Origin of the sequence: Nonomuraea cavernae, assembly GCF_040655715.1 — a bacterium.
GTDB classification, from domain to species: domain Bacteria; phylum Actinomycetota; class Actinomycetes; order Streptosporangiales; family Streptosporangiaceae; genus Nonomuraea; species Nonomuraea cavernae_A.
Map to the genome: position 1 here is coordinate 62589 of NZ_JBFAKL010000034.1, position 21402 is coordinate 83990.

Annotated in this window: 20 protein-coding genes; 6 read left to right on the forward strand and 14 right to left on the reverse strand. The window is 69.2% G+C overall.

The window, feature by feature from the left end:
• Positions 1–48 precede the first annotated feature (48 nt).
• A complete protein-coding gene (locus AB0I38_RS35170; RefSeq protein ID WP_358491230.1) occupies positions 49–789 on the forward strand; it encodes an ABC transporter ATP-binding protein in 741 nt (246 codons plus the stop codon).
• On the forward strand, positions 786–1457 hold the full coding sequence (locus AB0I38_RS35175; protein ID WP_358491236.1) for a hypothetical protein: 672 nt from the start codon (positions 786–788) through the stop codon (positions 1455–1457). The genes AB0I38_RS35170 and AB0I38_RS35175 overlap by 4 nt, the downstream gene beginning before the upstream one ends.
• Before the next feature lie 60 nt (positions 1458–1517).
• On the opposite strand, the gene rlmN is transcribed toward AB0I38_RS35175, so the two are convergent.
• Positions 1518–2618, reverse strand: coding sequence for a 23S rRNA (adenine(2503)-C(2))-methyltransferase RlmN (gene rlmN / locus AB0I38_RS35180; protein WP_358491241.1), 1101 nt, complete (start codon positions 2616–2618; stop codon positions 1518–1520).
• Positions 2619–3074: 456 nt separating this feature from the next.
• On the opposite strand from rlmN, the gene AB0I38_RS35185 reads away from it, so the two are divergent.
• Positions 3075–4097 (forward strand): suppressor of fused domain protein, encoded by a 1023-nt coding sequence (locus AB0I38_RS35185; RefSeq protein ID WP_358491245.1) that lies wholly within the window; start codon positions 3075–3077, stop codon positions 4095–4097.
• On the opposite strand, the gene AB0I38_RS35190 is transcribed toward AB0I38_RS35185, so the two are convergent.
• The 6 genes from AB0I38_RS35190 to AB0I38_RS35215 all read right to left on the reverse strand — a co-directional run bounded on the left by AB0I38_RS35190 (position 4077) and on the right by AB0I38_RS35215 (position 9358).
• On the reverse strand, positions 4077–4916 hold the full coding sequence (locus AB0I38_RS35190) for a phosphatidate cytidylyltransferase (protein ID WP_358491250.1): 840 nt from the start codon (positions 4914–4916) through the stop codon (positions 4077–4079). The genes AB0I38_RS35185 and AB0I38_RS35190 overlap by 21 nt on opposite strands.
• 56 nt (positions 4917–4972) lie before the next feature.
• Complete coding sequence (frr, locus tag AB0I38_RS35195) at positions 4973–5530, reverse strand: ribosome recycling factor (RefSeq protein WP_358491255.1); 558 nt, start codon at positions 5528–5530, stop codon at positions 4973–4975.
• Between the two features lie 40 nt (positions 5531–5570).
• Positions 5571–6269, reverse strand: coding sequence for a UMP kinase (gene pyrH / locus AB0I38_RS35200; RefSeq protein ID WP_225264232.1), 699 nt, complete (start codon positions 6267–6269; stop codon positions 5571–5573).
• Positions 6270–6404: 135 nt separating this feature from the next.
• Entirely contained in the window at positions 6405–7238 is an 834-nt protein-coding gene (gene tsf, locus AB0I38_RS35205; RefSeq protein ID WP_358491262.1) for a translation elongation factor Ts, read from the reverse strand.
• A gap of 216 nt (positions 7239–7454) precedes the next feature.
• On the reverse strand, positions 7455–8408 hold the full coding sequence (gene rpsB, locus AB0I38_RS35210; RefSeq protein WP_358491268.1) for a 30S ribosomal protein S2: 954 nt from the start codon (positions 8406–8408) through the stop codon (positions 7455–7457).
• A gap of 335 nt (positions 8409–8743) precedes the next feature.
• Positions 8744–9358, reverse strand: a complete 615-nt coding sequence (locus AB0I38_RS35215) for an ArsR/SmtB family transcription factor (RefSeq protein ID WP_358491273.1) — start codon at positions 9356–9358, stop codon at positions 8744–8746.
• A gap of 69 nt (positions 9359–9427) precedes the next feature.
• Between AB0I38_RS35215 and AB0I38_RS35220 the strand changes: the two genes are divergently transcribed.
• The gene (locus AB0I38_RS35220; RefSeq protein ID WP_358491278.1) at positions 9428–10753 is read left to right on the forward strand and encodes an MFS transporter; all 1326 of its coding nucleotides are present in this window, start codon (positions 9428–9430) and stop codon (positions 10751–10753) included.
• A gap of 303 nt (positions 10754–11056) precedes the next feature.
• The gene (locus AB0I38_RS35225; protein WP_358491374.1) at positions 11057–12154 is read left to right on the forward strand and encodes a M23 family metallopeptidase; all 1098 of its coding nucleotides are present in this window, start codon (positions 11057–11059) and stop codon (positions 12152–12154) included.
• 112 nt (positions 12155–12266) lie between these two features.
• On the opposite strand, the gene AB0I38_RS35230 is transcribed toward AB0I38_RS35225, so the two are convergent.
• Positions 12267–13163 carry a tyrosine recombinase XerC gene (locus AB0I38_RS35230; protein ID WP_436838809.1) on the reverse strand — a complete coding sequence of 299 codons (897 nt, stop codon included), beginning with the start codon at positions 13161–13163 and terminating at the stop codon, positions 12267–12269.
• A 184-nt stretch (positions 13164–13347) separates the two neighbouring features.
• Here AB0I38_RS35230 and AB0I38_RS35235 point away from each other — a divergent pair, with 184 nt between their 5' ends.
• Positions 13348–13881 carry an SMI1/KNR4 family protein gene (locus AB0I38_RS35235; RefSeq protein ID WP_358491285.1) on the forward strand — a complete coding sequence of 178 codons (534 nt, stop codon included), beginning with the start codon at positions 13348–13350 and terminating at the stop codon, positions 13879–13881.
• A 575-nt stretch (positions 13882–14456) separates the two neighbouring features.
• On the opposite strand, the gene AB0I38_RS35240 is transcribed toward AB0I38_RS35235, so the two are convergent.
• The 6 genes from AB0I38_RS35240 to AB0I38_RS35265 all read right to left on the reverse strand — a co-directional run bounded on the left by AB0I38_RS35240 (position 14457) and on the right by AB0I38_RS35265 (position 21398).
• Entirely contained in the window at positions 14457–16607 is a 2151-nt protein-coding gene (locus AB0I38_RS35240) for a S9 family peptidase (protein ID WP_358491289.1), read from the reverse strand.
• A gap of 342 nt (positions 16608–16949) precedes the next feature.
• Positions 16950–18206: a DNA-processing protein DprA gene (dprA, locus tag AB0I38_RS35245; RefSeq protein ID WP_358491296.1), complete on the reverse strand. Its 1257-nt coding sequence runs from the start codon at positions 18204–18206 to the stop codon at positions 16950–16952.
• A gap of 40 nt (positions 18207–18246) precedes the next feature.
• Entirely contained in the window at positions 18247–19782 is a 1536-nt protein-coding gene (locus AB0I38_RS35250) for a YifB family Mg chelatase-like AAA ATPase (RefSeq protein ID WP_358491303.1), read from the reverse strand.
• The gene (locus AB0I38_RS35255) at positions 19783–20136 is read right to left on the reverse strand and encodes a YraN family protein (protein ID WP_358491308.1); all 354 of its coding nucleotides are present in this window, start codon (positions 20134–20136) and stop codon (positions 19783–19785) included.
• A 227-nt stretch (positions 20137–20363) separates the two neighbouring features.
• Positions 20364–20690 carry a DUF2469 domain-containing protein gene (locus AB0I38_RS35260; RefSeq protein WP_189129180.1) on the reverse strand — a complete coding sequence of 109 codons (327 nt, stop codon included), beginning with the start codon at positions 20688–20690 and terminating at the stop codon, positions 20364–20366.
• 39 nt (positions 20691–20729) lie between these two features.
• Positions 20730–21398: a ribonuclease HII gene (locus tag AB0I38_RS35265; RefSeq protein WP_358491314.1), complete on the reverse strand. Its 669-nt coding sequence runs from the start codon at positions 21396–21398 to the stop codon at positions 20730–20732.
• Positions 21399–21402 lie beyond the last annotated feature (4 nt).

The following is a 21402-nucleotide window of genomic DNA, read 5'->3' on the forward strand; positions in this document are numbered from 1 at the left end:
GGGCTCTTTATCACGACAAAGCGAGTCGCCTTATACCGTTACAGCACCATGCGGCTGTCCAAGGTTTCATTTCGCTACCGAAGACGTGAACGTTACGTCATCGAAGACGTCCACGCCCGTCTCTTACCGGGTGAGCTGGTCGAACTGACCGGGGTCAACGGCGCGGGAAAGTCCACCCTGCTGCGTCTGCTGGCCGGGGTCGCCAGGCCCACCTCGGGCACGATCACTGACCGGCCGCCCGTGGTGGCGTTCGCCCCTGACCGCTTCCCGGCCGAGCAACCGTTCACGGTGGCCGGCTACCTGCGGTGGATGTCCCGCGTCCGCGGCGGCGCCCGCTGGGAGCCCTGGACCGAACGCCTGAGCATGACCCACCTGCTCGACGTCCGGCTGGGAGAGCTGTCCAAGGGCAGCGCCCACAAGGTCGGGCTCGCCCAGGCCCTGATGGCCGACGCCGGCCTGCTGATCCTCGACGAGCCCTTCGCGGGCCTGGACGACAGCACCCGCGCCGTCCTGCCCGGGATTCTGGCCGAGGTGACCGCCCGCGGCGGCATCGCCGTCGTCAGCGACCACCAGGGCGTCCTGCGCGACCTTCCCGCCATCCGCCACTGGTCGTTGTCCGGTGCCCAGCTGATCGTCCGTCCGGCCCCTCTCTCCCCCGGCCCGGCGTTCTCCGATTCCACCTCGGCCGTGGAGGTCACGGTGCCGGCCGGCGAAGTGGAGGCGTTCCTGGGCCGGATGCGCGACGAGGGTTACCCGGCTCGCGCCGTCGCTCGCGAGGAGGCCACATGATCGCCCTGACGGCTTTCCGCGTCGCCGCGTACGTGCGCTCGCACCGCGTCTACCAGGCACTGCTGCCCATCCTGGCGATGCTCGCGATCATCTACTCCGTGCGCGCGCCCCAAGGCGAGGAGGCAGCGGCGCTGACCGCCTCCGCGGTGCTGATCATCCCGTTCCTGGCCTGGTCGGTCAGGAGTCTGCTCGACACCGAGCCCGGCCGGCAGCGCGTCATCTCGGCCACCGGTGCCGGCTCCCCCCTGCGTGAAGAGGTCGCGGGACTGCTGGCCTCCCTGGTGACGTCTCTCGCCTTCGCGGCACTCGCCCTGGGATGCGGCCTGCTGCTCGGCCTGTCGGCCACTCCGCCGCCCGCCGTGCTGGCCATGGCCGTGGCCCTGCACGGGCTCGCGGTGCTGGCCGGCCTCGCGCTGGGCGCCCTCACCAGCCGCCCGATCCTGCCGTCGCCCGCGCTGTCGACCATGGGGCTGGTGTCGGGCTACCTGGCCATGCTGCTGGTCGGCTCCTCACCGGTCTACTGGCTGACGGTGCCGGTCACCGCCTGGATGAGGGCAGCGGACGCCGACCGGCTGGCCGCCGAGTTGCCCCACCTCGCGGCCGTCTCGCTGGGCTGGTGCCTGGTCGCCCTCGTTGGGTACGGCCTCCTGCGTCGTACGCGGCCCTGACCTCAGGGCTGGGTACGGCCTCCTGCTAGGCGTACCCGGCCCTGGCCTCAGGAGCGGCGATCACTCGGCCGCGGCGAGCTGGCCGCAGGCGCCGTCGATCTCGCGGCCCCGGGTGTCGCGGACCGTGACCGGGACGCCGTGGAACTGCAGCCGGCGCACGAACGCGCGCTCATCCTCCGGCCGGGAGGCGGTCCATTTGGAGCCAGGGGTGGGGTTGAGCGGGATCAGATTGACGTGCACCAGTTTGTTCTTGACCAGCTTGCCGAGCAGGTCGGCCCGCCACTCCTGGTCGTTGATGTCCTTGATCAGGGCGTACTCGATCGAGACCCGCCGCTTGGTCCTGGCCGCGTAGTCCCAGGCCGCGCCAAGGACCTCGGACACCTTCCAGCGCGTGTTGATGGGCACCAGCGTGTCGCGCAGCTCGTCGTCGGGCGCGTGCAGCGACAGCGCGAGCGTCACCGGCAGGCCCTCGTCGGCGAGCTTGCCGATCGCCGGGACCAGGCCGACCGTGGAGACCGTGACGCCGCGGGCCGAGATGCCGAGCCCGTCGGGAGCCGGCTCCACCAGACGGCGCACCGCGCCGATCACCTGCTTGTAGTTGGCCAGCGGCTCGCCCATGCCCATGAAGACCACGTTGTTGACCCGGCCCGGCCCGCCGGGCACCTCACCGGCAGCCAGCGCGCGGGCGCCCGAGACCACCTGCTCGACGATCTCGGCGGTGGACATGTTGCGGGTCAGCCCGGCCTGGCCGGTGGCGCAGAACGGGCAGTTCATGCCGCAGCCCGCCTGCGACGACACGCATATCGTGGCGCGGTCGGGGTAGCGCATGAGCACCGACTCGACCAGCGCGCCGTCGAACAGCCGCCACAGCGTCTTGCGCGTGGTGCCCCCGTCGGTGGTGAGCTCCTTGACCGGCGTGAGCAGCGCGGGAAGCAGCGCGGCGAGCTTGTCGCGAGAGGCGGCCGGCAGGTCGGTCATCGCCCCCACGTCGGTGGTCAGGCGCTCGAAGTAGTGGCGCGACAGCTGGTCGGCGCGGAACGCCTTCTCGCCCAGCTCCGTGACCGCGACGCGGCGGTCGGCCATGGACAGGTCGGCCAGGTGCCGGGCCGGCTTGGCCCTGCGCGGCGCGACGAAGGTGAGCTGGCCTGGCTGCTGGGACACGGGACTGCCTTCTGCTAGGGGTTACGCACCAGGGTAGTGAACGCCAGGGCCGGAAGTGTCATTCCATCACGGAGCTCGGTGACGATCTGGCTCGCACAGAGGTCGCCCACGGCCGGCTCTACAGTCAACTCGTGTGACTCCTCCGCTTCCTGAAGGGAGCGGCTTCTCGCTAAGCCGCTTGCGCAGCCTGACGAAGGGCAAGCCCTGCCCTGAGGATGTTGATCGCCGCGTTGGGTTGTCCAGACGTTCGACGTCGCTGGTGGTGACGCCGCGCCAAGGGAGGCGCGCACCTGACGAGTCACACGATCATTACAACGGCACCATTCATCTCACGCGCGACGATAGGAGAATGCCGATGCACAGACCTGACCGGCGAGGGCATGCTCAGGCCCTGGCGGCCCTCCCGCTCCCGATTCCCCCGTCGCCTAAAGGCGACGGTCCCCTCGGGAGGGCGTGATGGCGATTTTCCGGTCCGCGTCTGGCGAGGGGCGGACCGAGGTCGTCCTCACCGCCGGCAACCCCTACGGTAGCCGGACGCTCGTGGTCGAGCGCGACGAGGACGCCTCGGTGGCCTACCTGTGCGCGCCCGACGGCACCGTGCACGGCGCGGTGTGGCTGGCCAACCACCGCCCCGCTCCGCCGGTCATCGAGCTGGCCAGGGTCAATTCGGGCCGTCCGCCGCTCATGCCCATGACCGGCACCACACACCCCGAGGGTCGCCGCCCGCTGGGCCGGCTGGCCGCGCTCTGGTTCGAGGAAGGCGACGGCGTCGCCGTCTACGAGGACGACGAGCTGCTGGCGGTGATCCCGGGCTGGGCCGACATGAGCAGGGGCATGCCCGGCTACGCGCGCGACGCCGTGGGCGAGTCACCGTTCGCGTGGGCGCTGTCCGAGGCGCTCGAAGGGCTCGCGCCGCGCATCTCCAACGCCCGGTCCTACTGGCGCTGGCGGCACGGTGAGGGCGCGTGGTCGTCGTTCCAGCAGTTCGTCATGGGACACCTCGACCGGGTGCTCGGGCCGGCGGCCCGCTACTGGGACGCGAGCGGTGAGCGGCTGCCGACCGTCGGCATCACCGAACGCACGCCGCGCGAGGGCCGTGACTTCACCGTGCTGTCGACGGTCGGCATGAGCTGCCAGCGGATGCCGACGGTCGAGCAGTGGCTCGACAAACCCGGCGCCTACGCCCGGATCGAGCTGGCCGTGGCCACCCGTCAAGACCCGCGCGACGCGGCGCTGCTGCTGGTATGGCTGTCGCAGTATCCCTGGCACTCGGTCACCTGGCTCGGCCACGGGCACACCGCGAAGTGGTATCACGAGCCGTCCACGTTCCCATTAGGGCCGGAGTACTCGGGGGTGCTCATGCTGGCCGACCCCTCCGACATGCCCGACATGTCAGGGTTCGGCTTCGGAGGTGAGGCCGTACGGTGGCTGTGGCTCACCCCCATCACGGCCGAGGAGCTAGAAGAACAACGCCATTAGCAGCCAGACCGGCACCAGCGTGGTCACCAGCGAGTCGAGCCGGTCCATCAGCCCGCCGTGGCCGGGCAGGATCGAGCCCAGATCCTTGATGTCGAGATCGCGTTTGATCATCGACTCGATCAGGTCGCCCACGGTCGCCAGCAGCGCGGCGAGCGCGCCGATCAGCGCACCCTGCCAGATCTCGCCGCCCATCAGCCACACGACCAGCCAGGCGCCGACGGCCGTGCTCCCGATGACCGAACCGGCGAGACCCTCCCAGGTCTTCTTCGGGCTGATCACCGTCAGCCTGTGCCTGCCGAACAGCACGCCCGCGATGTAGCCGCCGATGTCGCTGGCCACGGTGACCGCGATGAAGATGACGACCCGGTCACGGCCATCGTCGGGAGCCAGCAGCAACCCCACGAACCCCGCCAGCAACGCCGGATACACCAGGATGAACACCGAGGCCGACGCGTCGCGAACGTAACCGCTGATGCCCTCGCTGAACATCCGCCAGATCAGCGACACGAACACGAACACCACGAACGTGCCCAGCAGCCAGACCGGACCACCCCAGTAGGCGCCGGCCTCCATGGCCGCCAGCCCGGCGAGCACCGCCGGCGCCGGCACCCGGATGCCACGGGTCGCGAACGCCCGGGTCAGCTCCAGCACCCCGATGCCCACGGCCACCACGACCACCAGGAGGAACAACTCCTTGATGGTGTAGAGCGAACCGATGACCAGTGCGCCCAGCCCCGCGCCCACCGCGATCGCGGCGGGCAGGTTGCGCCCGGCGCGGCTGCCGCCATCCGGGCTGCCGCCGGCCGTACGTTCTTCCACAGTCTCTCCATATGCCACGGCCCCCGCCATCAGGCGAGGGCCGTGCGGCGGGCCGCTCAGACCTCGAGCAGCTCGGCTTCCTTGTGCTTAAGCAGCTCGTCGATCTTGGCGACGTGCTTCTGGGTGATGTCGTCGAGCTCCTTCTCCGCGCGCCGGATCTCGTCCTCGCCCGCGTCGCCATCCTTGATCATCTTGTCGAGGATCTCCTTGGCGGTGCGGCGGATGTTGCGCACGGACACCTTCGCGTGCTCGCCCTTGTTCCTGGCGACCTTGATGTACTCCCTGCGCCGCTCCTCCGAGAGCTCGGGGAACGACACCCGGATCACCGCGCCGTCATTGCCCGGGTTGACGCCCAGGTCGGAGTCGCGGATCGCCTTCTCGATCGCGGCCATCGAGCTCTTGTCGTAAGGCTGGATGATGACCATGCGGGCCTCGGGCACGTGGAACGAGGCCAACTGCTGGATCGGGGTCGGCGAACCGTAGTAGTCAGCATTGATCTTGTTGAACATGGAGGGGGTGACTCGGCCCGTGCGAATGGCCGCGAAGTCCTCCTTCGCGACCGACACGGCCTTGTCCATCTTGTCCTCGGCTTCGAGGAGGGTTTCGTCGATCACAGCGGCTCCCTGTCTACTGGCTGGCGATCGGGCTCGCTCCCTATTTGCCTGCGGGGCTCACCAGCGTGCCGATTTTCTCACCGCGCACCGCACGCAGGATGTTGCCCTCACCCATCAGGTCGAATACGACGATCGGCAGGTCATTGTCCTTGCACAGGCTGATCGCGGTGGCGTCCATGACCTGCAGGTCGCGGATGAGCACCTCACCGTAGTCGAGGTGGTCGAACCGCACCGCGTCGGGGTTCTTGCGCGGATCGGAGTCGTACACGCCGTCCACCTGGGTGCCCTTGAGCAGTGCCTCCGCGCCGATCTCCAGGGCCCGCTGGGACGCGGCCGTGTCGGTGGAGAAGAACGGCGAACCGAGCCCCGCACCGAAGATGACCACGCGGCCCTTCTCCAGGTGCCTGATCGCCCGGCGAGGCAGGAACGGCTCGGCCACCTGCTGCATCGTGATGGCGGTCTGGACCCTGGTCTCGACGCCACGCCTCTCCAGAAAGTCCTGCAAGGCCAGGCAGTTGATGACCGTGCCCAGCATGCCCATGTAGTCGGCGCGGGCCCGGTCGATGCCCTGCTCTGACAACGCGGCGCCGCGGAACATGTTGCCCCCGCCGACCACGACGGCGACCTGCACGCCCTCACGCACCGCCTCGGCGATCGAGTCGGCCAGATGATCGACCACCAACGGGTCGATCCCCAGCGGCTCGCCACCGGCGAATGCCTCACCCGACAGCTTCAGCATCACCCTTTTCCACCGCAGAGGACTCTGCGGCGGATCCGAGTGTGAAGAAGCCGCCGACGTAGCGGGCTCCTGATTCTCCTGCACGGCGGCGGCCTCCCTCTTAGGCGGTGTGTTGGGCTGGAAGCTTGTTCAAGCCTAAGCCTGACCGACCTTGAAGCGGACGAAGGCCAGGACCTCGACGCCGTTCTCGGTGGCGTACTTGCCCACGGTCTTCTTGCTGTCCTTGACGAAAGCCTGCTGAACCAGGGTGAAGTCTTTGTACCAGCCGTTGACCCGGCCCTCGACGATCTTGCCGATGGCGGCCTCGGGCTTGCCTTCCTCGCGGGTCATCTCCTCGAAGAGCTTGCGCTCCTTCTCGACGACGTCGGCGGGGACGGACTCGGGCTTGAGGTACTGCGGGGCCATCGCCGCGGCGTGCTGCGCGATGTCCTTGGCCACCTCGGCGTTGGGCTTGTCGAGCTGCACGAGCACGCCGACGGCCGGCGGCAGCGCCGGGTCGGTGCGGTGCATATAGGCGCCGACGTAGCCGCCCTCGAGCACCGCGAAGCGGCGGATCTCGATCTTCTCGCCCAGCGCGGCGTTGGCGACGTCGAGGTGCTCCTTGACGGTCTTGCCGTCGAAGGAGGAGTCGAGCAGCGCCGGGACGTCGGCCGGCTTGGTGGCCAGCACGTGCGCGACGACCTGCCCGGCCAGCTCCTGGAAACGCTCGCCCTTCGCCACGAAGTCGGTCTCGCAGTTGAGCTCGAGCAGCGCCGCGGCGGAGTCACCGTCCTGCTGAAGCGCGACCAGGCCGTTGGAGGCCGTGCGCGCCTCGCGCTTGCCCACGTCCTTGGCGCCCTTGAGGCGCAGCAGCTCGATGGCGCGGTCGAAGTCGCCGCTGGACTCCTCAAGCGCCTTCTTGCAGTCCATCATGCCGGCAGCGGTGATCTCGCGAAGCCGCTTGACGTCGGCCATGTTCACGGAAGCCATGCTTTTTCCTCGTGGGATTTCGTCGTGGATCGGGTGGGCACCGGGATCCGGCGCCCACCCTCGGTTGAAACGGCCGGCGCTTTCCGTATGGGGAGCCTCGGCCTGCTCGGGCCGACTGCCCCGAGCCTGTGACCGCCGGCCCGAGCCCGCGCCTCCGGCCCTCACCAGGGCCGGAACGCGGAGCGGGCGCGGCGGTTTACGCTCGGCCCGAGCCCGTCAGGCCTGCTGCTCGGTCTCACCCTCGGCGGCCGGCGCCTCGGCGGGAGCCTCAGCCGGAGCCTCGGCGGCAACCTCGGCAGCGGCTTCGGCCGGAGCCTCGGTCGCGGCCTCCTCGCTGACGACCTCGACCACCGGAGCCGCCTCGGGAGCGGCGGTCTCGGCGGCCGCGCGCTCGCCCGTGCCCTGCTCGATCAGCTCGCGCTCCCACTCGGCCAGCGGCTCGGCGGCGGCGGGCTTCTCGTCACCGCGGGCGGCGCCCGAGCGGGCCATCAGGCCGGCGGCGACACCGTCGGCGACGACCCTGGTCAGCAGGCCGACGGCGCGGATGGCGTCGTCGTTGCCCGGGATCGGGTAGTCGACCTCGTCGGGGTCACAGTTGGTGTCAAGGATCGCGACGACCGGGATGCCAAGCTTCTTGGCCTCACTGATCGCGATGTGCTCCTTCTTGGTGTCGACGATCCACACGGCGCTGGGCACGCGGCCCATGTCGCGGATGCCGCCGAGCGTGCGCTCCAGCTTGTCCTTCTCACGCCGGCGCATGAGGAGCTCCTTCTTGGTGAGCCCCGAGGCGGCGACGTTGTCGAAGTCGAGCTCCTCGAGCTCCTTCAGGCGCTGAAGCCTCTTGTGCACGGTGGAGAAGTTGGTGAGCATGCCGCCCAGCCAGCGCTGGTTGACGTACGGCATGCCGACGCGGGCCGCCTGCTCCGAAATCGCTTCCTGGGCCTGCTTCTTCGTGCCGATGAACAGGATCGTGCCGCCGTGGGCGACGGTCTCCTTGACGAAGTCGTAGGCGCGGTCGATGTAGGACAGCGACTTCTGCAGGTCGATGATGTAGATGCCGTTGCGCTCGGTGAAGATGAAGCGCTTCATCTTCGGGTTCCAGCGCCGAGTCTGGTGACCGAAGTGAACGCCGCTTTCGAGCAGCTGTCGCATGGTGACGACGGGGGCCATGTGCTGGTCCTCCAGGTCTGGGCGCCCCGCGGGGCGCGATTCTCGGTTGTGTCGCGGCAGCCGTCGCTGCCGCCCTGATGCCCCGAACCGCTCCAGCCGGGCCATGGCCCGGACCGAAGGGGCGGTCCGTGATGAGGCATGCGAAGTCGGCCTGTGGTCACAGGCCATCGAAAAGTCTACCTCCCACGCCGCCCCGACCTGACCGTCTCCGTCCGGCCCACCTCCCCCGCCTTGTTCGGACGGCCCAGCGAGCACGGCGCGGCACGGCGGTACGGCTCGGCACGGCTGGGCGGTACGGCACGGCTGGGCGGTACGGCGCGCGTGGGGGCCCGAGCTCAGCCGGCGTCGTGATCCTCGGTGGGCAGGCCCGGCACGATCCTTCCCGCGAGCGGAAAGAGGTTGACCTGGGCCTCGGCGATCCTGGCTCCGCTCGGCGCGGCTTCCTCACTGCGGTAACGGGCGATGTACGGCTGGAGCAGCTTCTCGATCTCCTCGTTCAGCCGCGCCATCTCAGCGGCGTCGACCCGCAGGAGGGTGCGATTGAAGCGGATCACGTCACGCCACTCCTTCGGTTCCCGGTCATACCCGGACAGGGCGCGTCGCACCTCCTCCTCGGCCTCTCTGCGGACCGCCTGGATGAGCAGGTCCTTTGCCTCACGCACCTCCGGCTGGTCGTCGGGCAGCATCCCGATCATGAGCGGCTTGTCCGTGGCCTTCCACAGGCGCTCCCTGCCGTCCCCACGAGCCGGGGCGTCCTCCACGAAGCCGTACTTGGCGAGCATGCGCAGGTGATAGCTGGCTGCGCTGGGAGTGATGCCCGCGATCTCGGCGACCTCGGTGGCCGTGGCGCTTCCACCCACGTTGAGCTTGTTCAGGATCGCCAACCTCGCGGGGTGCGCCAGCGCCCGCATGGCCTTGGGGTCGCTGAGGCTCTCCCTTTCCCGCGTCATGCGCCCCAAGGTACTCGGATCAAACGTGAAGCATTGCCTTCATAACTCTAAAGCCTTACTTTCACATCTATGAAGCGAACCTTTCACAATCGCCGGCGCGCGTCCGCCCAGTCCGCTCCACCTCCCGCCGGCACACCCATCGATAAATCCCCCGCCCCTCTGCGCAAGCAGCGCGACTACCGCCTGCTCTGGACCGCGCGGACCATTTCCATCACCGGGTCGGAGGTGTCGAAGCTGGCCATCCCCCTCACCGCCGTCATGCTCCTGACAGCGTCCCCGTCGGAGATGGGAGTGCTCACCGCTGCCGCCTTCGTACCGGCCCTGCTGTTCGGCCTGCAGTCAGGCGCCATCGCGGACCGGCTCATCCGGCATCGCCCGCTCATGATCGTCTGCGAACTGGTCTCGTGTGCCGCGGCCCTTACCGTGCCGCTGGCCTGGCTGTTCGGCGTGTTGAACATCCTCTGGCTGGTCGTCGTCGCCCTGGTCATCGGTACAGCCGGCGTGCTTTTCCGAGCCGCGAACTTCCCACACGTGGCCTCGGTCGTCGCGCCCCACCAGCGGACCGAGGCCATGGCCGGCTTCCAGGCGTCCTACTCCGTCGCGTCGGTCGGCGGGCCCGGCCTGGCCGGTCTGCTCGTACAGCTCCTCACGGCTCCGATCGCCGTACTGGCCGAGGCACTGTCGTTCCTAGCGTCGGCACTGCTGCTGCGCTCCATCCGCACCCCGGAACACAACGAGCCCGCACCCTCTCGCGGCATGTGGCGGGACGTGGTCGAAGGGCTCCGCGCCAGCGCCACGCATCCCGTGCTGCGTGCGGTGCTCGGCGCAGGCGTGACGATCAACTTCTTCGCCATGACCTACACGGCCATCTACATGCTCTACATGATCAACACACTGGAGATTCCCAAGGGTCTGATCGGTGTCCTCATCGCACTCAGCGGCCTCGGTGGCCTGCTCGGCGCCTGGATCACCACCCGCATGGCCAAGAAGTACGGCGAGAACCGTGTGCTTCTCTTCTCCGTCTTGTTCTTCCCGATCGAAATCCTCGCGGTCGGTCTGCTCACTGGCCCGCTCTGGTGGAAGCTGGCCGTGCTCGCCATCATGGGCATCGTCACGGGCGGCATCGTGGTCGCCTTCGCCACCTGCATGGGAGCGATCATTCTGCGCGAGACCTCTCCCGAGCTGCGTGGCCGCGTCAACGCCACCATGACGTTCGCCGTGCAGGGGGTGCTGGCCCTCGGCAGTCTGACCGGCGGCCTCCTGGCCGAACTCGTCGGAATCCGTCCCGTCATTCTCGTCTCCGCGGTCGGCATCGCCTTCAGCACGATCTGGATCTGGGCCTCTCCCCTACGCCCACGCCGCTCGACCCCGCCAGCTCCGCTGCCGACGAACTGACACCGCGCGGGCACAGCGCCGTCCCGAAACCTGTCCATGCCTCAATGCGGGCACTTATCCACAGGCTCACCATCTGGCGCACCCTTATCAACAGAATCTCATTCGCCCCGCTCACCCTCCTTGCCGCTTCTGCAAACTCCCGCCATGGCCACATCCCAGCCGTCCGCCTCCCTGCTTTCGCACCCCCCGGCGAGGCGGCACCCACCTCTCATGCCGGCGGCAACCAGAGCGCTCACGATCGTCGTCCTCGTGGCAGGCGCATGCCTCGTCTGCGCGAGACCAGCCGCAGCCGGCTCCACGAGCATGATCGAGCCCGGCCAGGCGCGGTCGCCGACGCCCGCTCGTGCCAAGGACGCCAAGTTCGACCGCCCGGTCTGGCGCTGGCCCCTGGACGGCGAGCCGCGCGTCCTGCGCCGCTTCACCCCACCTCCAGCCCCCTGGCTGGCGGGCCACCGAGGCATCGACCTGGTCGCCCCACCCGCCACCCCGGTCCTGGCCGCAGGTGCGGGCACGGTCCGCTACGCCGGCTCCCTCGCAGGCCGGGGCGTGGTGTCGATAGACCACTCCAGCGGCCTGCGCACCACCTATCTTCCGGTCGACGCCTCAGTCCTAACGGGCCAGCGAGTCGCGCCGGGAGACCGGCTGGGCATCATCGAGGACTCACCGGGCCACTGCCAGGAGTCCTGCCTGCACTGGGGGCTCCTGCGCCCGCCTCGCTACCTTGACCCGCTCCTTCTCCTGGGCCAGGCTCACATCCGCCTCCTCCCCTTCTGGGACGCACCGGTCCGCGAGCAGCACACCCTCATCCCCAAGCCTTCACCCGCCGCGCTGAGGCCTTCGCCCACCGCGCTGACGACGACGGACGCCACCCCACCGGCTCCCCCGACCAGCAACGCCCGCTCGCCCCTACGGCCGGCCCACCTTCAACCCCATGCCGGGGTCCCAGCCTCGCTTCCACGCTCAACATTCCGAGAGCCGGCGAGAGCGCCGGCCCGAACGCTCACGCCCTACCGAGAGCCGACCCCAGCACCAGCCCGAACGCCAACGGCACCAGCACCAGCACCAGCATCGGCATCGGCATCGGAGAATGCCTTTCCTCATTCCACGCCGACTTCCACTTCGGCATCCGAACAGCCCATAGCCCCCGCATCGCCCTTGCCCACGGGCTCTCCGATCGAGCAGGTGCACCACTTCGTGCCACTGGCGACGACGACAACTCCGGCGATCCCGGCCCTCGGGGTCGCCGCGTTCCTCGGAAACCTGCTCCTGATCACACTCCTGTGCCTGCACCGGCGGACCCGAAAGGGCAGGCCGAGCCCAGCACGAGGCCAGCACCGCAAGGCCTCACAAAGGCGGTCACCCCCGAAACGCGCCCGCCCACGATCACACCGCCCTGCCTGACCCCGCCCAGCCGGGCGCCCGGCCTGAGCCCTGCAGCCCGGCGCTGAGGACATCAATTCATGTACCGAGAACCCGGGCGCCTGAAGCGACCACCACGGATCACAGGCCGGGTTCAAGCTCTGGGATGGGCCTGCCGGTAGGCGGCTCGGAGCCGCTCGATCGAGACGTGTGTGTAGATCTGCGTGGTGTTGAGCGACGCGTGTCCCAGCAGCTCCTGAACACTCCGCAGATCGGCGCCGCCCTCCAGCAGATGGGTCGCCGCGGAGTGGCGCAAACCGTGCGGCCCCATATCCGGCGCGCCTTCCACCTGCCTCAGCCGGGCATGCACCACCCGTCGCACCGTCCCCGCGTCGATCCGTCCACCCCTCACCCCGAGGAACAACGCCGCTCCCGAACCCGCCCGTATCCACAACGGACGCCCATGCACGCACCACTTGTCGAGCGCACGCAGAGCAGGCAACCCGAACGGCACAGACCTTTCCTTACGTCCCTTACCCAGGACCCTGATGACGTGCCGATCCCGGTCCACGTCGTCGACGTCGAGCGCGCACAGTTCACTCACGCGCACGCCCGTCGCGTACAACAACTCCAGGATCGCCTGGTCCCTCAGTTCCTTGGGCTCCCCGGTCATCGGCACCTCAAGCGCGGCCTGAACCTGCTCCTGGTCGAGCACCGCGGGCAACGGCCGAGGCGCCTTGGCGCTCCCCAGCAACAGTCCAGGATCGTCAGGCAGCCAGCCCCGGCGGTGACAGTAGGCGGTGAACGTGCGGACGCAGGCCGTTCTCCGCGCCAGCGTCGCCCTCGCCTTGCCTTCGGCATGCTGCTCCGCCAGCCATTCCCGCAAAGCCCCGATGTCCATGCCTTCGAGCCGTCCATCCAGGTGGTCGATCAAGGCCGCGACATCCGACAGGTAGGCCCGCACCGTGTGCGGCGAAAGATCACGTTCGAACCGCAGGTAGCGACCGAACTCGGCGACCACCTCATCCACATCCAGCTCCCCCTCGTCCACGGGCCTCCTCCCACCAATTCAGTCCAGGACGCATACGGGTTCCCCAGCCTCCCTGTTTCACCCCCATCACTACAGCCTGAACCGTCCCTGATCTTCGTGCGCTTCGCATCGAGCATTGCCCAACTGGTGTTGCGGTGCCCTACGGCTGATGAACAGTCAGTCGTGACGAATATCGTCGCCCACCATGAGTACCGCGTACGCATGGTCTGATCTCTTCCCGGAAGAGGAGCCGGTGGCCGAAGGCCCTGACCGCCCGCCGTTAGGACCGGACCACGGTCTCCACCCACCGGCCGGCGAGGTGGAAGTCAGTCAGCTCGAAGAGCGGTTGGGCATGAGCCTGCCCCCGAGCTATCGGCAGTTCCTCCTGTTCTCCAACGGCTGGGGCGTCGATGAGTACTCCCTGCTGCCGGTCACGGAAGTCGGCTGGCTCCGTGACGTCGAGCCCTCAACGGTCGAAGCCTGGTCATCACCCAAAGCTGAAGAGCCTCTGAGCGTGCCCGATGACCTTTACTTCATCTATGGAAAGGAGCAGAACCGCCACGCCATCAGAGGGGAATATCTGGCCGGCACCCTTCTGGTCGGGCAGTGGGATGGCGACCTTCTTCTCAACCCTCACGTCATGACCTCTGATGGTGAGTGGGAGGCCTGGCTTCTCGCGGCCTGGCTGGCCGGTGCCATCCGTCAAAGGTCCTTCTGGGACCTGATGAAGGACCTTTGAGTTAGCCCACCCAGACAACTTCGAGTCCTCCGGCGAGAGGGGGCCGCGTCCATCCCTGCCCGGTTGTGCCTCTCCACACGGGCCGAGGTGAACCCGGTGAACCTGTCCGCTCATCGGGAACCTCCGAGGAGACCCCCGCCTTCAGGCGAGGGAGGAATCGGACCCCTGCGGAGCAGGGCAGGGGCAGGCGATCCGCCGCCAGGCGGACCGCCGTCGAAACGCCGCACGACACCGCACGGTTCGGTAGTGTGTTCGACGGCGGCGAGAACCAAGCCACCGGACGAACGATCGGAAACACCCTCGCCGCAGGGCTTGCGGAGAGGCGAAACGCCTGTGGAGCCGGTGTAAGACCTCAACGAGAGTCCTCTCTCGGGCGGGCGACCGGCGGTGAAGCAGGAAGCCCAACCGGCGACGGTTGGAATCCCGGTTCTTCAGAGCCGGGAGGATGTCAACTAGTCAGGCACAGGACCATGGTCAGGCACGAGCCGATGGCCAAGCACGGGCCCCAGGCGCGCATGAACCCATGGCCAGGCGCGTACCCGGGTGACACCCGGGCACGCGACCTACGATCTGGGTCAGGCCGAGGAGGTGGCAGGGACCGTCAACGCCCCACGCAGGAACTGCAGTTGGTGCCGGAGCAACCCCTCGACGGCCGCCTCGGCCGTCGGCATGTGGGTGGCCCCGGACAACGGCAGCACCTGGTGCGGACGGCCGGCGGCGAGAAGAGCGGCCGACATCCGGAGCGTGTGCGCGGCCACCACGTTGTCGTCGGCCAGGCCGTGCACCAGCAGCAACGGGCGGCGCAGCCGGGCCGCGTCGCCGATCGGCGAGGAGAGCTCATAGTTCTCCGGCTCCTCATCCGGGTGACCGAGGAACCGTTCCTTCCAGTGCGTGTCGTACAGTCGCTGATCGCTCGGTGCCGCCCCTGACACGCCGGCGTGGAAGACCTCTGGCATCCGCAGCACCGCCGCCGCGGCCAAAGTGCCGCCGTAGCTCCAACCGCGGATGCCCACACGACTCAGGTCGAGGTCGGGGCAGTGCCCGGCGGCGGCGTGCAGGGCCGCCACCTGGTCTTCCAGCGGCGCGGTGAGGGTGTCACGATGGACGGCTTTCTCCCAGGCGGGACCGCGTCCCGGAGTGCCGCGCCCATCGGCGACCACAACCGCGAATCCTGCTTCGGCGAACCACTGCGCCTCGCACAGCCACCAGTGCCGGGCCCGGATCGCCAGCAGCATGCCCGGCCCGGCGTATGGGGCCATCAACACCGGCAAGGGATCACCACCGGGCTGGTGCCAGGACGGCAGCAGCAGTGCTGTGCGGATCTCTCGCTCCCCCGCGCGCAACCAGGTGATGCGCGGGAGAAGCAGCGGTTGGACACCCAGCGACGCGATCTCCGTGTGATGCCGCCCGCTCGGCGCCCCTCCTGCCGTGTGATCGGCCTCGGCGGGCGAGACGGTGCGGGCATCAGACGGCCGGACTCGCGACACGCGGACGGCATGACCATCCTCGGTGTGCGAGGCGATCAACAGGGTGTCACCCGCGCGCCGGCCGGTGTGCAGGCCCGGGCCGTCGCTCCAGCGGACCGGTCCGTGCTCCGGGTGGTAGGCCCACAGGTGGTTCTCGGTGGGCTCGTCGTTGGCGGTGAAGAGCACGGATTCGCCTGTCACGTCGAGGACTTCACGGATCTGCAGCCCCTCGGGCGTGACCGGCCGGCCGTCCACCAGCAGGCGCCGCGTGTCGTCGAGGTCCGCGGTGTGCACGAGGGTGCCGGACGCGGTCCGCGCGGGGGTGCCCGCGATCAGCTCGACCCAGGCGGGATCGCGCTGCTCGTGCAGGAGGGTCGTCTCACCGGTGTCCGGATCGGCCGCCAGCACCAGCAGCGTGCGCTGGTCGCGGCTCTGGACGCTGACCAATGGCCCGTGCGCGTCCCAGCCCGCGGCGGCGACGTACTCGTACGCCTTGCGATCCCAGTCGAGCTCCACGGCTCGCCCGTCGAGGCCCAGCACGTGCAGCGAAACGTCGGCGTTGGCGGTGCCGGCGGCCGGGTAGGCGATCTCGCGGGGTGGCCTGGACGGGTTGGCCGGGTCGGCGATCCACCACCGCTGCACCGGCGTCGTGTCGACCCGGGCGGCCAGCAGCCGGGTGCCGTCGGGTGACCACCAGTGGCCGCGCATGCGGCCCATGGACTCGGCCGCCACATGCTCGGCGAGCCCCCAGACCACCTCCGCATGGTCCGGTGAGGCCAGTGGCCGGTCACTGCCGTCGGAAAGCTCCACCACGTGCAGGGCACCGCCCGTCACGTACGCGACCCGGCTTCCGGTGGGGTCGGGACGCGGGTCGATGACCGGCCCGGCCGTGGGCACGGGCCGTGGGTCGCCTCCTGCCGTGTCCACCGCCCACAACCGGCCGTCCACGGCGAAGAAGGCGGTGCGCATCTCGGCGTCGGTGGCGTAGGCGACCACGCCCGTCGCCCGCTCACGTGCTCGCTCCCTGCGGACCCTCTCCTCCTCGGGAACCACCCCGGCCGCGCCGAGTTCCTCCGGGGCGACGAGCAGCCGCTCCTGGTCGCCGTCCAGCAGCCACAGGCAGCTCGTACGGTCCTCGCCTCCGCGCGAGCGGAGGAAGAGCACTCGCCGGCCGTCGGGAGACAGGGTGAAGGCGCGCGGAACGCCGAGGGAGAACCGCTGAGTGCGGGCGATCTGCCGGGGAAAATCATTGATGTCCATAAGTGGACTCTGCACCAGTCGATCATCAGACATTTTGAATATCTCGACGAGAACCGTCACATGACACGGGCACATCAGTGCCGGATGGCACACCCCACACGCTGGAACCTCTTCACCGGATAAGCACAGCGTCGGAACCAGGCGGGCATCGTGGAGCGACTATCGGTAAGCGAGTCGCGCTACTGGCAACCAGCAACGCTGAAGGCCGGGATTACGCCGGATGGAGCCGGACCAAGACACTTGATTCGACGCATCAACCAGCAATGTCAACCACACCTGAACAAATTTTACCATGTTCCTCACCGCTCCCCGCGCCGCCACCCGCCGCATCGCCACCTCGGCTCACCCCTCCAGCGGGCTGATCGGGAAGAGCGCCGCCTCGCCGAAGGTGTCGGCGCCTGACGAGTCGACCGGATCCGGCAGGGCCTCGGCCTTCCGGTAGGCGGTGGGCACGGCCCTGCGAAGACGCCAGCCCTTCTCCACGCGTTCGATGTAACCGGCCGCCGCCAGGCCCCCGAGCGAACTCAGCGTGGTGTCCAGCGAGACACCGGCGGCCAGCGCGATCGAGGCGGGGCCCGCACCACCCCGGCTGGGAATGGCGTCGAGAACCTTGCGGCTGACCTCGCTGAGCCTGTCGCGCGGGAGCGCCGGACAGCGGGGAGCGGGGGCAAGGTCGTCTCCGATCACCCCCACCAGGTCGATCATCTCCTCGGGAGTGGTGACACAGGTGGCCTTGCGCTCGCGTAGCAACCGGTGGCATCCGGCGGACACCTCGGACGTAACGGGTCCGGGCACCGCGGCCAGATGGCGGTTCAGCGTGAGGGCATGGGAGGCCGTGTTGAGAGCGCCGCTGCGCAGCGCCGCCTCCACGACGACCGTGCCCCGTGACAGGGCGGCGATCAGGCGGTTGCGAATGAGGAACCGGGCGCGGGTGGGATGAACCCCCGGCGGGCATTCGCTGACGACCACCCCCTGCTCGCGGGCCGCGGCGAACAGCGAATGATGCGCGCTCGGGTAGGCGATGTCGACACCACAGGCGAGCACCACCACCGTGGGCGAATCCGAGGCCAGGGCTCCTCGGTGAGCCGCGCCGTCGATGCCGAAAGCGCCACCCGAGACCACAGTCCACCCCGCCTCACTGAGACCGACGCCGAACTCCGCGGCCACATGCGCGCCGTACGCGCTGGCGGCCCTGGCCCCGACCACGGCCACGGAACGCAGGCAGGAGAAGCGCAGGTCGGCCGAGCCGTGGAGCCACAGCCCGAGCGGACGGCCGGCGCCCAGCTGGTCGAGCTGGGTCGGCCACTCGGCGCTCCCCGGCACGATGAGCCTGGCTCCCGCCCGCTCTCCCGCGACGAGATCGGCCGCGGGGTCGGCCGCCGTGAGCCGGGCATGCCAGGTGCCGAGCCGTCGGCCGAGGTCGGGGGAACGTTCCTGTCGTCCCTCCTCGGCGACGAAGTCGGCCGGAAGCGCCCCGGCTGCGATCGCCTCGACGGCACCGGCCGCGCCGCGGCACGCCACGAGACGGCCCATGGTCGCGTCACCGACGTCGGCGGCTCGCATGAGAGCTGCCCTGGCCTCGAGCTCGGTGTCGCTCATCTCGGCTCCCGGAAGAACAAGGGGCATGTGACTGTAATGATCATGTGTTCGTCCCCAACCAGAGGGCGAGGGCGGTCGCGGTCTCGTCCTGCCGAGGTTGGTCGTGACCGGCCAGGTCGGCGAGGGTCCAGGCGACTCTGACCACGCGGTCGAGCCCGCGGGCGCTGAGGGCGCCTGAGTCGAGGCAGGCCGTCAGCGGTCTCATCGCCTGGGTGGACGGGCGGAGGTCCGCGTGGAGGGCGGCGGACGGGATCTCCGCGTTCGTACGCCAGGGGGTGACGGACAGGCGTTTGGCGGCACGCTCCCTGGCCGCGAGGACCCGCAGGGCAACGCTCTCGCTGGACTCGACGAACTGGCGGTCGGCCATCAGCTCGCGCCTGGACGAGCGAGCCACGGTGACCTTCATGTCGATGCGGTCGAGGAGGGGCCCAGAGAGCCTGCCCAGGTAGCGACGCCTCACGGTCGGCGTGCACCGGCAGCTCTCGCTCTGGTCCTGGGGCTGGGCACATGGACAGGGATTGGCGGCGAGCACCAGCATGAACCTGGCGGGGAAGGTGACGGAGCCGGCCACCCGGGACACCGTCACGCGTCCGGACTCCAGCGGCTGGCGCAGCGAGTCGAGCACATGCCTCGGGAACTCAGGTGCCTCGTCCATGAAGAGGACACCCCTGTGCGCGAGGGACACCGCGCCCGGCCGCACGACGCCGCTGCCACCGCCGATGATGGCCGCGGCCGTGGCCGTGTGGTGCGGGGCGACGAAGGGCGGCCTGCTCATCATGGGGCTGTCGGGCGGGAGGATGCCCGCGACGGAGTGGATGGCCGTCACCTCCAGCGCGTGGTCGAGGTCCAGGTCGGGCAGGAGGGTCGGCAGGCGCTCGGCCAGCAGGGTCTTGCCCGTGCCGGGTGGCCCGACCATCCAGAGGTTGTGACCGCCGGCCGCGCAGATCTCCAGCGCGCGGCGCGCCACCGGCTGGCCGACCACGTCGGACAGGTCGAGCGCGGGACGAATGATCGACGGCGGCGGCTCGCTGAGCTGGTGGGCTTCGAGCTCAGGCGGCTCCTCGCCCGTGCGCAGCCACTCCACGAGCTGACGCAGGTCGGCCATGGGCACCGCTTTCACGCCGGGCACCAGGGCGGCCTCCGCCGCGTTGGCCGACGGGATCACCACGGTGATGTCACCGTGTTCGGCCGCGCTCAGCACCGACGGAAGCACGCCGCGAACGGGCCTGAGCCGCCCGTCGAGACCGAGCTCGCCCAGGAAGAACGGCTCGGCGATGCGGTCGGCCGGGACCATGCCCGCGGCCCCCAGGATGGCGATCGCGATGGCGAGGTCGAACTGGCTGCCGCGCTTGGGCTGGCTGGCCGGGAAGAGGCTCACGGTGATGCGGGCGTCGGGCCAGGGGAACCGGCTGTTGACCATCGCCGATCTGACCCGCTCGCGGGACTCGCTCAGGGCGGCGTCGGGCAGGCCGATGAGGTGGATGCCCGCCAGGCCGTTGCCCACGTCGGCCTCGACCTCGACCGTGCGGCCGGTCACGCCGACAAGGGCCACGCTGCGGGTGCGTGCCACTGCCATCTAGAACGCCCCCCGGACATGGCGCAGGGAGTAGTCGCCCGCGAACCGCTCCAGGGCGATCACGTCGACCCTGACGGCGGGGAACGTGCGGGGCTGACCGGCCAGCCACCTGGCGGCCAGCAGCCGCAGCCTGGTCATCTTGGCCGGTCTCACGGATTCGAGAGCTGTGCCATGTGACCGCCCCGACCGGGTTTTCACCTCCACCACGACCAGGGTGGGACCGTCTTCGGCGATGATGTCGATCTCACCGTGACGGCAGCGCCAGTTGCGCTCGAGGATCGTCATGCCCTCGGATTTGAGATAGTCGACGGCCAGTTGCTCGCCGTGCCTGCCGAGTGCGTTTCTCGCGGCCATGTAGCACCTCCGGGCACGACTTTCGCGCACCCGCAGCGAGCCCTTACGAGCCGAACGGCATTCTGTGGATAACTCCACAGCCTGCCGCGCGCCTGTGGATATCGACCGGCGAACGCCCGGTCGCAGCACCCCGCCACCCCGCACACGACCGCACGACCGACCAGAACGACGGCGCCAGATCACAAGATGCGATCCGGGACCGCGTCACCCCCCGGGACCGGGCGGGCTCAGGACCCCGAGAACCCCTCCTTGGGCATCTCCAGATCGGCCTTGGCCAGCTCTTCCACATTGACGTCCTTGAACGTGACCACGCGAACGTTCTTCACGAACCGCGCCGGTCGGTACATGTCCCACACCCAGGCGTCCTGCATCTTCACGTCGAAGAACACATCACCGTTCTCGGCGGTGCGGACATCGAGGTCCACGGAGTTGGTCAGGTAGAAGCGCCGCTCCGTCTCCACGACATACGTAAACAGCCCGACGACATCGCGGTATTCGCGGTAAAGCTGCAGCTCCATCTCGGTTTCGTACTTTTCGAGATCCTCTGCGCTCATCGCGGTCCTCCTGTCGTACCGGTCCCCCGGTTTGCCTGGTCAGGCAACCCCAGCCCCCATTTCATTCTCGCCCATCTCCCTTGCCACCGTGACGAACGAGTACCGGTGGTGCGAGCACGGGCCGTACGTCGCCAGCGCCAAGCGGTGGTTTGCCGTGACATACCCCTTATGGTCGGCGAAACCGTAAAGGGGAAATTCGGTGTCCAGCGCGACCATCAACCGGTCCCTGGTCACCTTGGCCACGATCGACGCCGCGGCCATGCACGCCGCCACCTGATCCCCCTTCCACACCGCCAGCGACGGAGCCGGCAATCCCGGCACCGGAAAGCCATCCGTGAGGATGTACCCAGGGTCACGGGGCAATTGCGCGACCGCGCGCCGCATTCCGGACACGTTGCTCTTGTGCAGGCCCCTGGCGTCGATCTCCCCCGGCGGAATGACCACCATGCCGATGTCCGCCGACCGCATGATCTGCTCGTAGAGCCGCTCGCGTACGGCGGGCGCGAGCAGCTTCGAGTCGCCGAGCCCGTCGATCCGCCGGCGCAGGATGACCGCGGCGACGACCAGCGGACCGGCGCAGGCCCCCCGGCCTGCCTCGTCGACGCCCGCGATCGGGGTCAGGCCGCGGCGGGCCAGCGCTCGCTCATAGGCGTAGAGTCCGGAATCGCGCCGGACGACGCTCGGTCGAGGGCGGAACACAACTGTCATGACA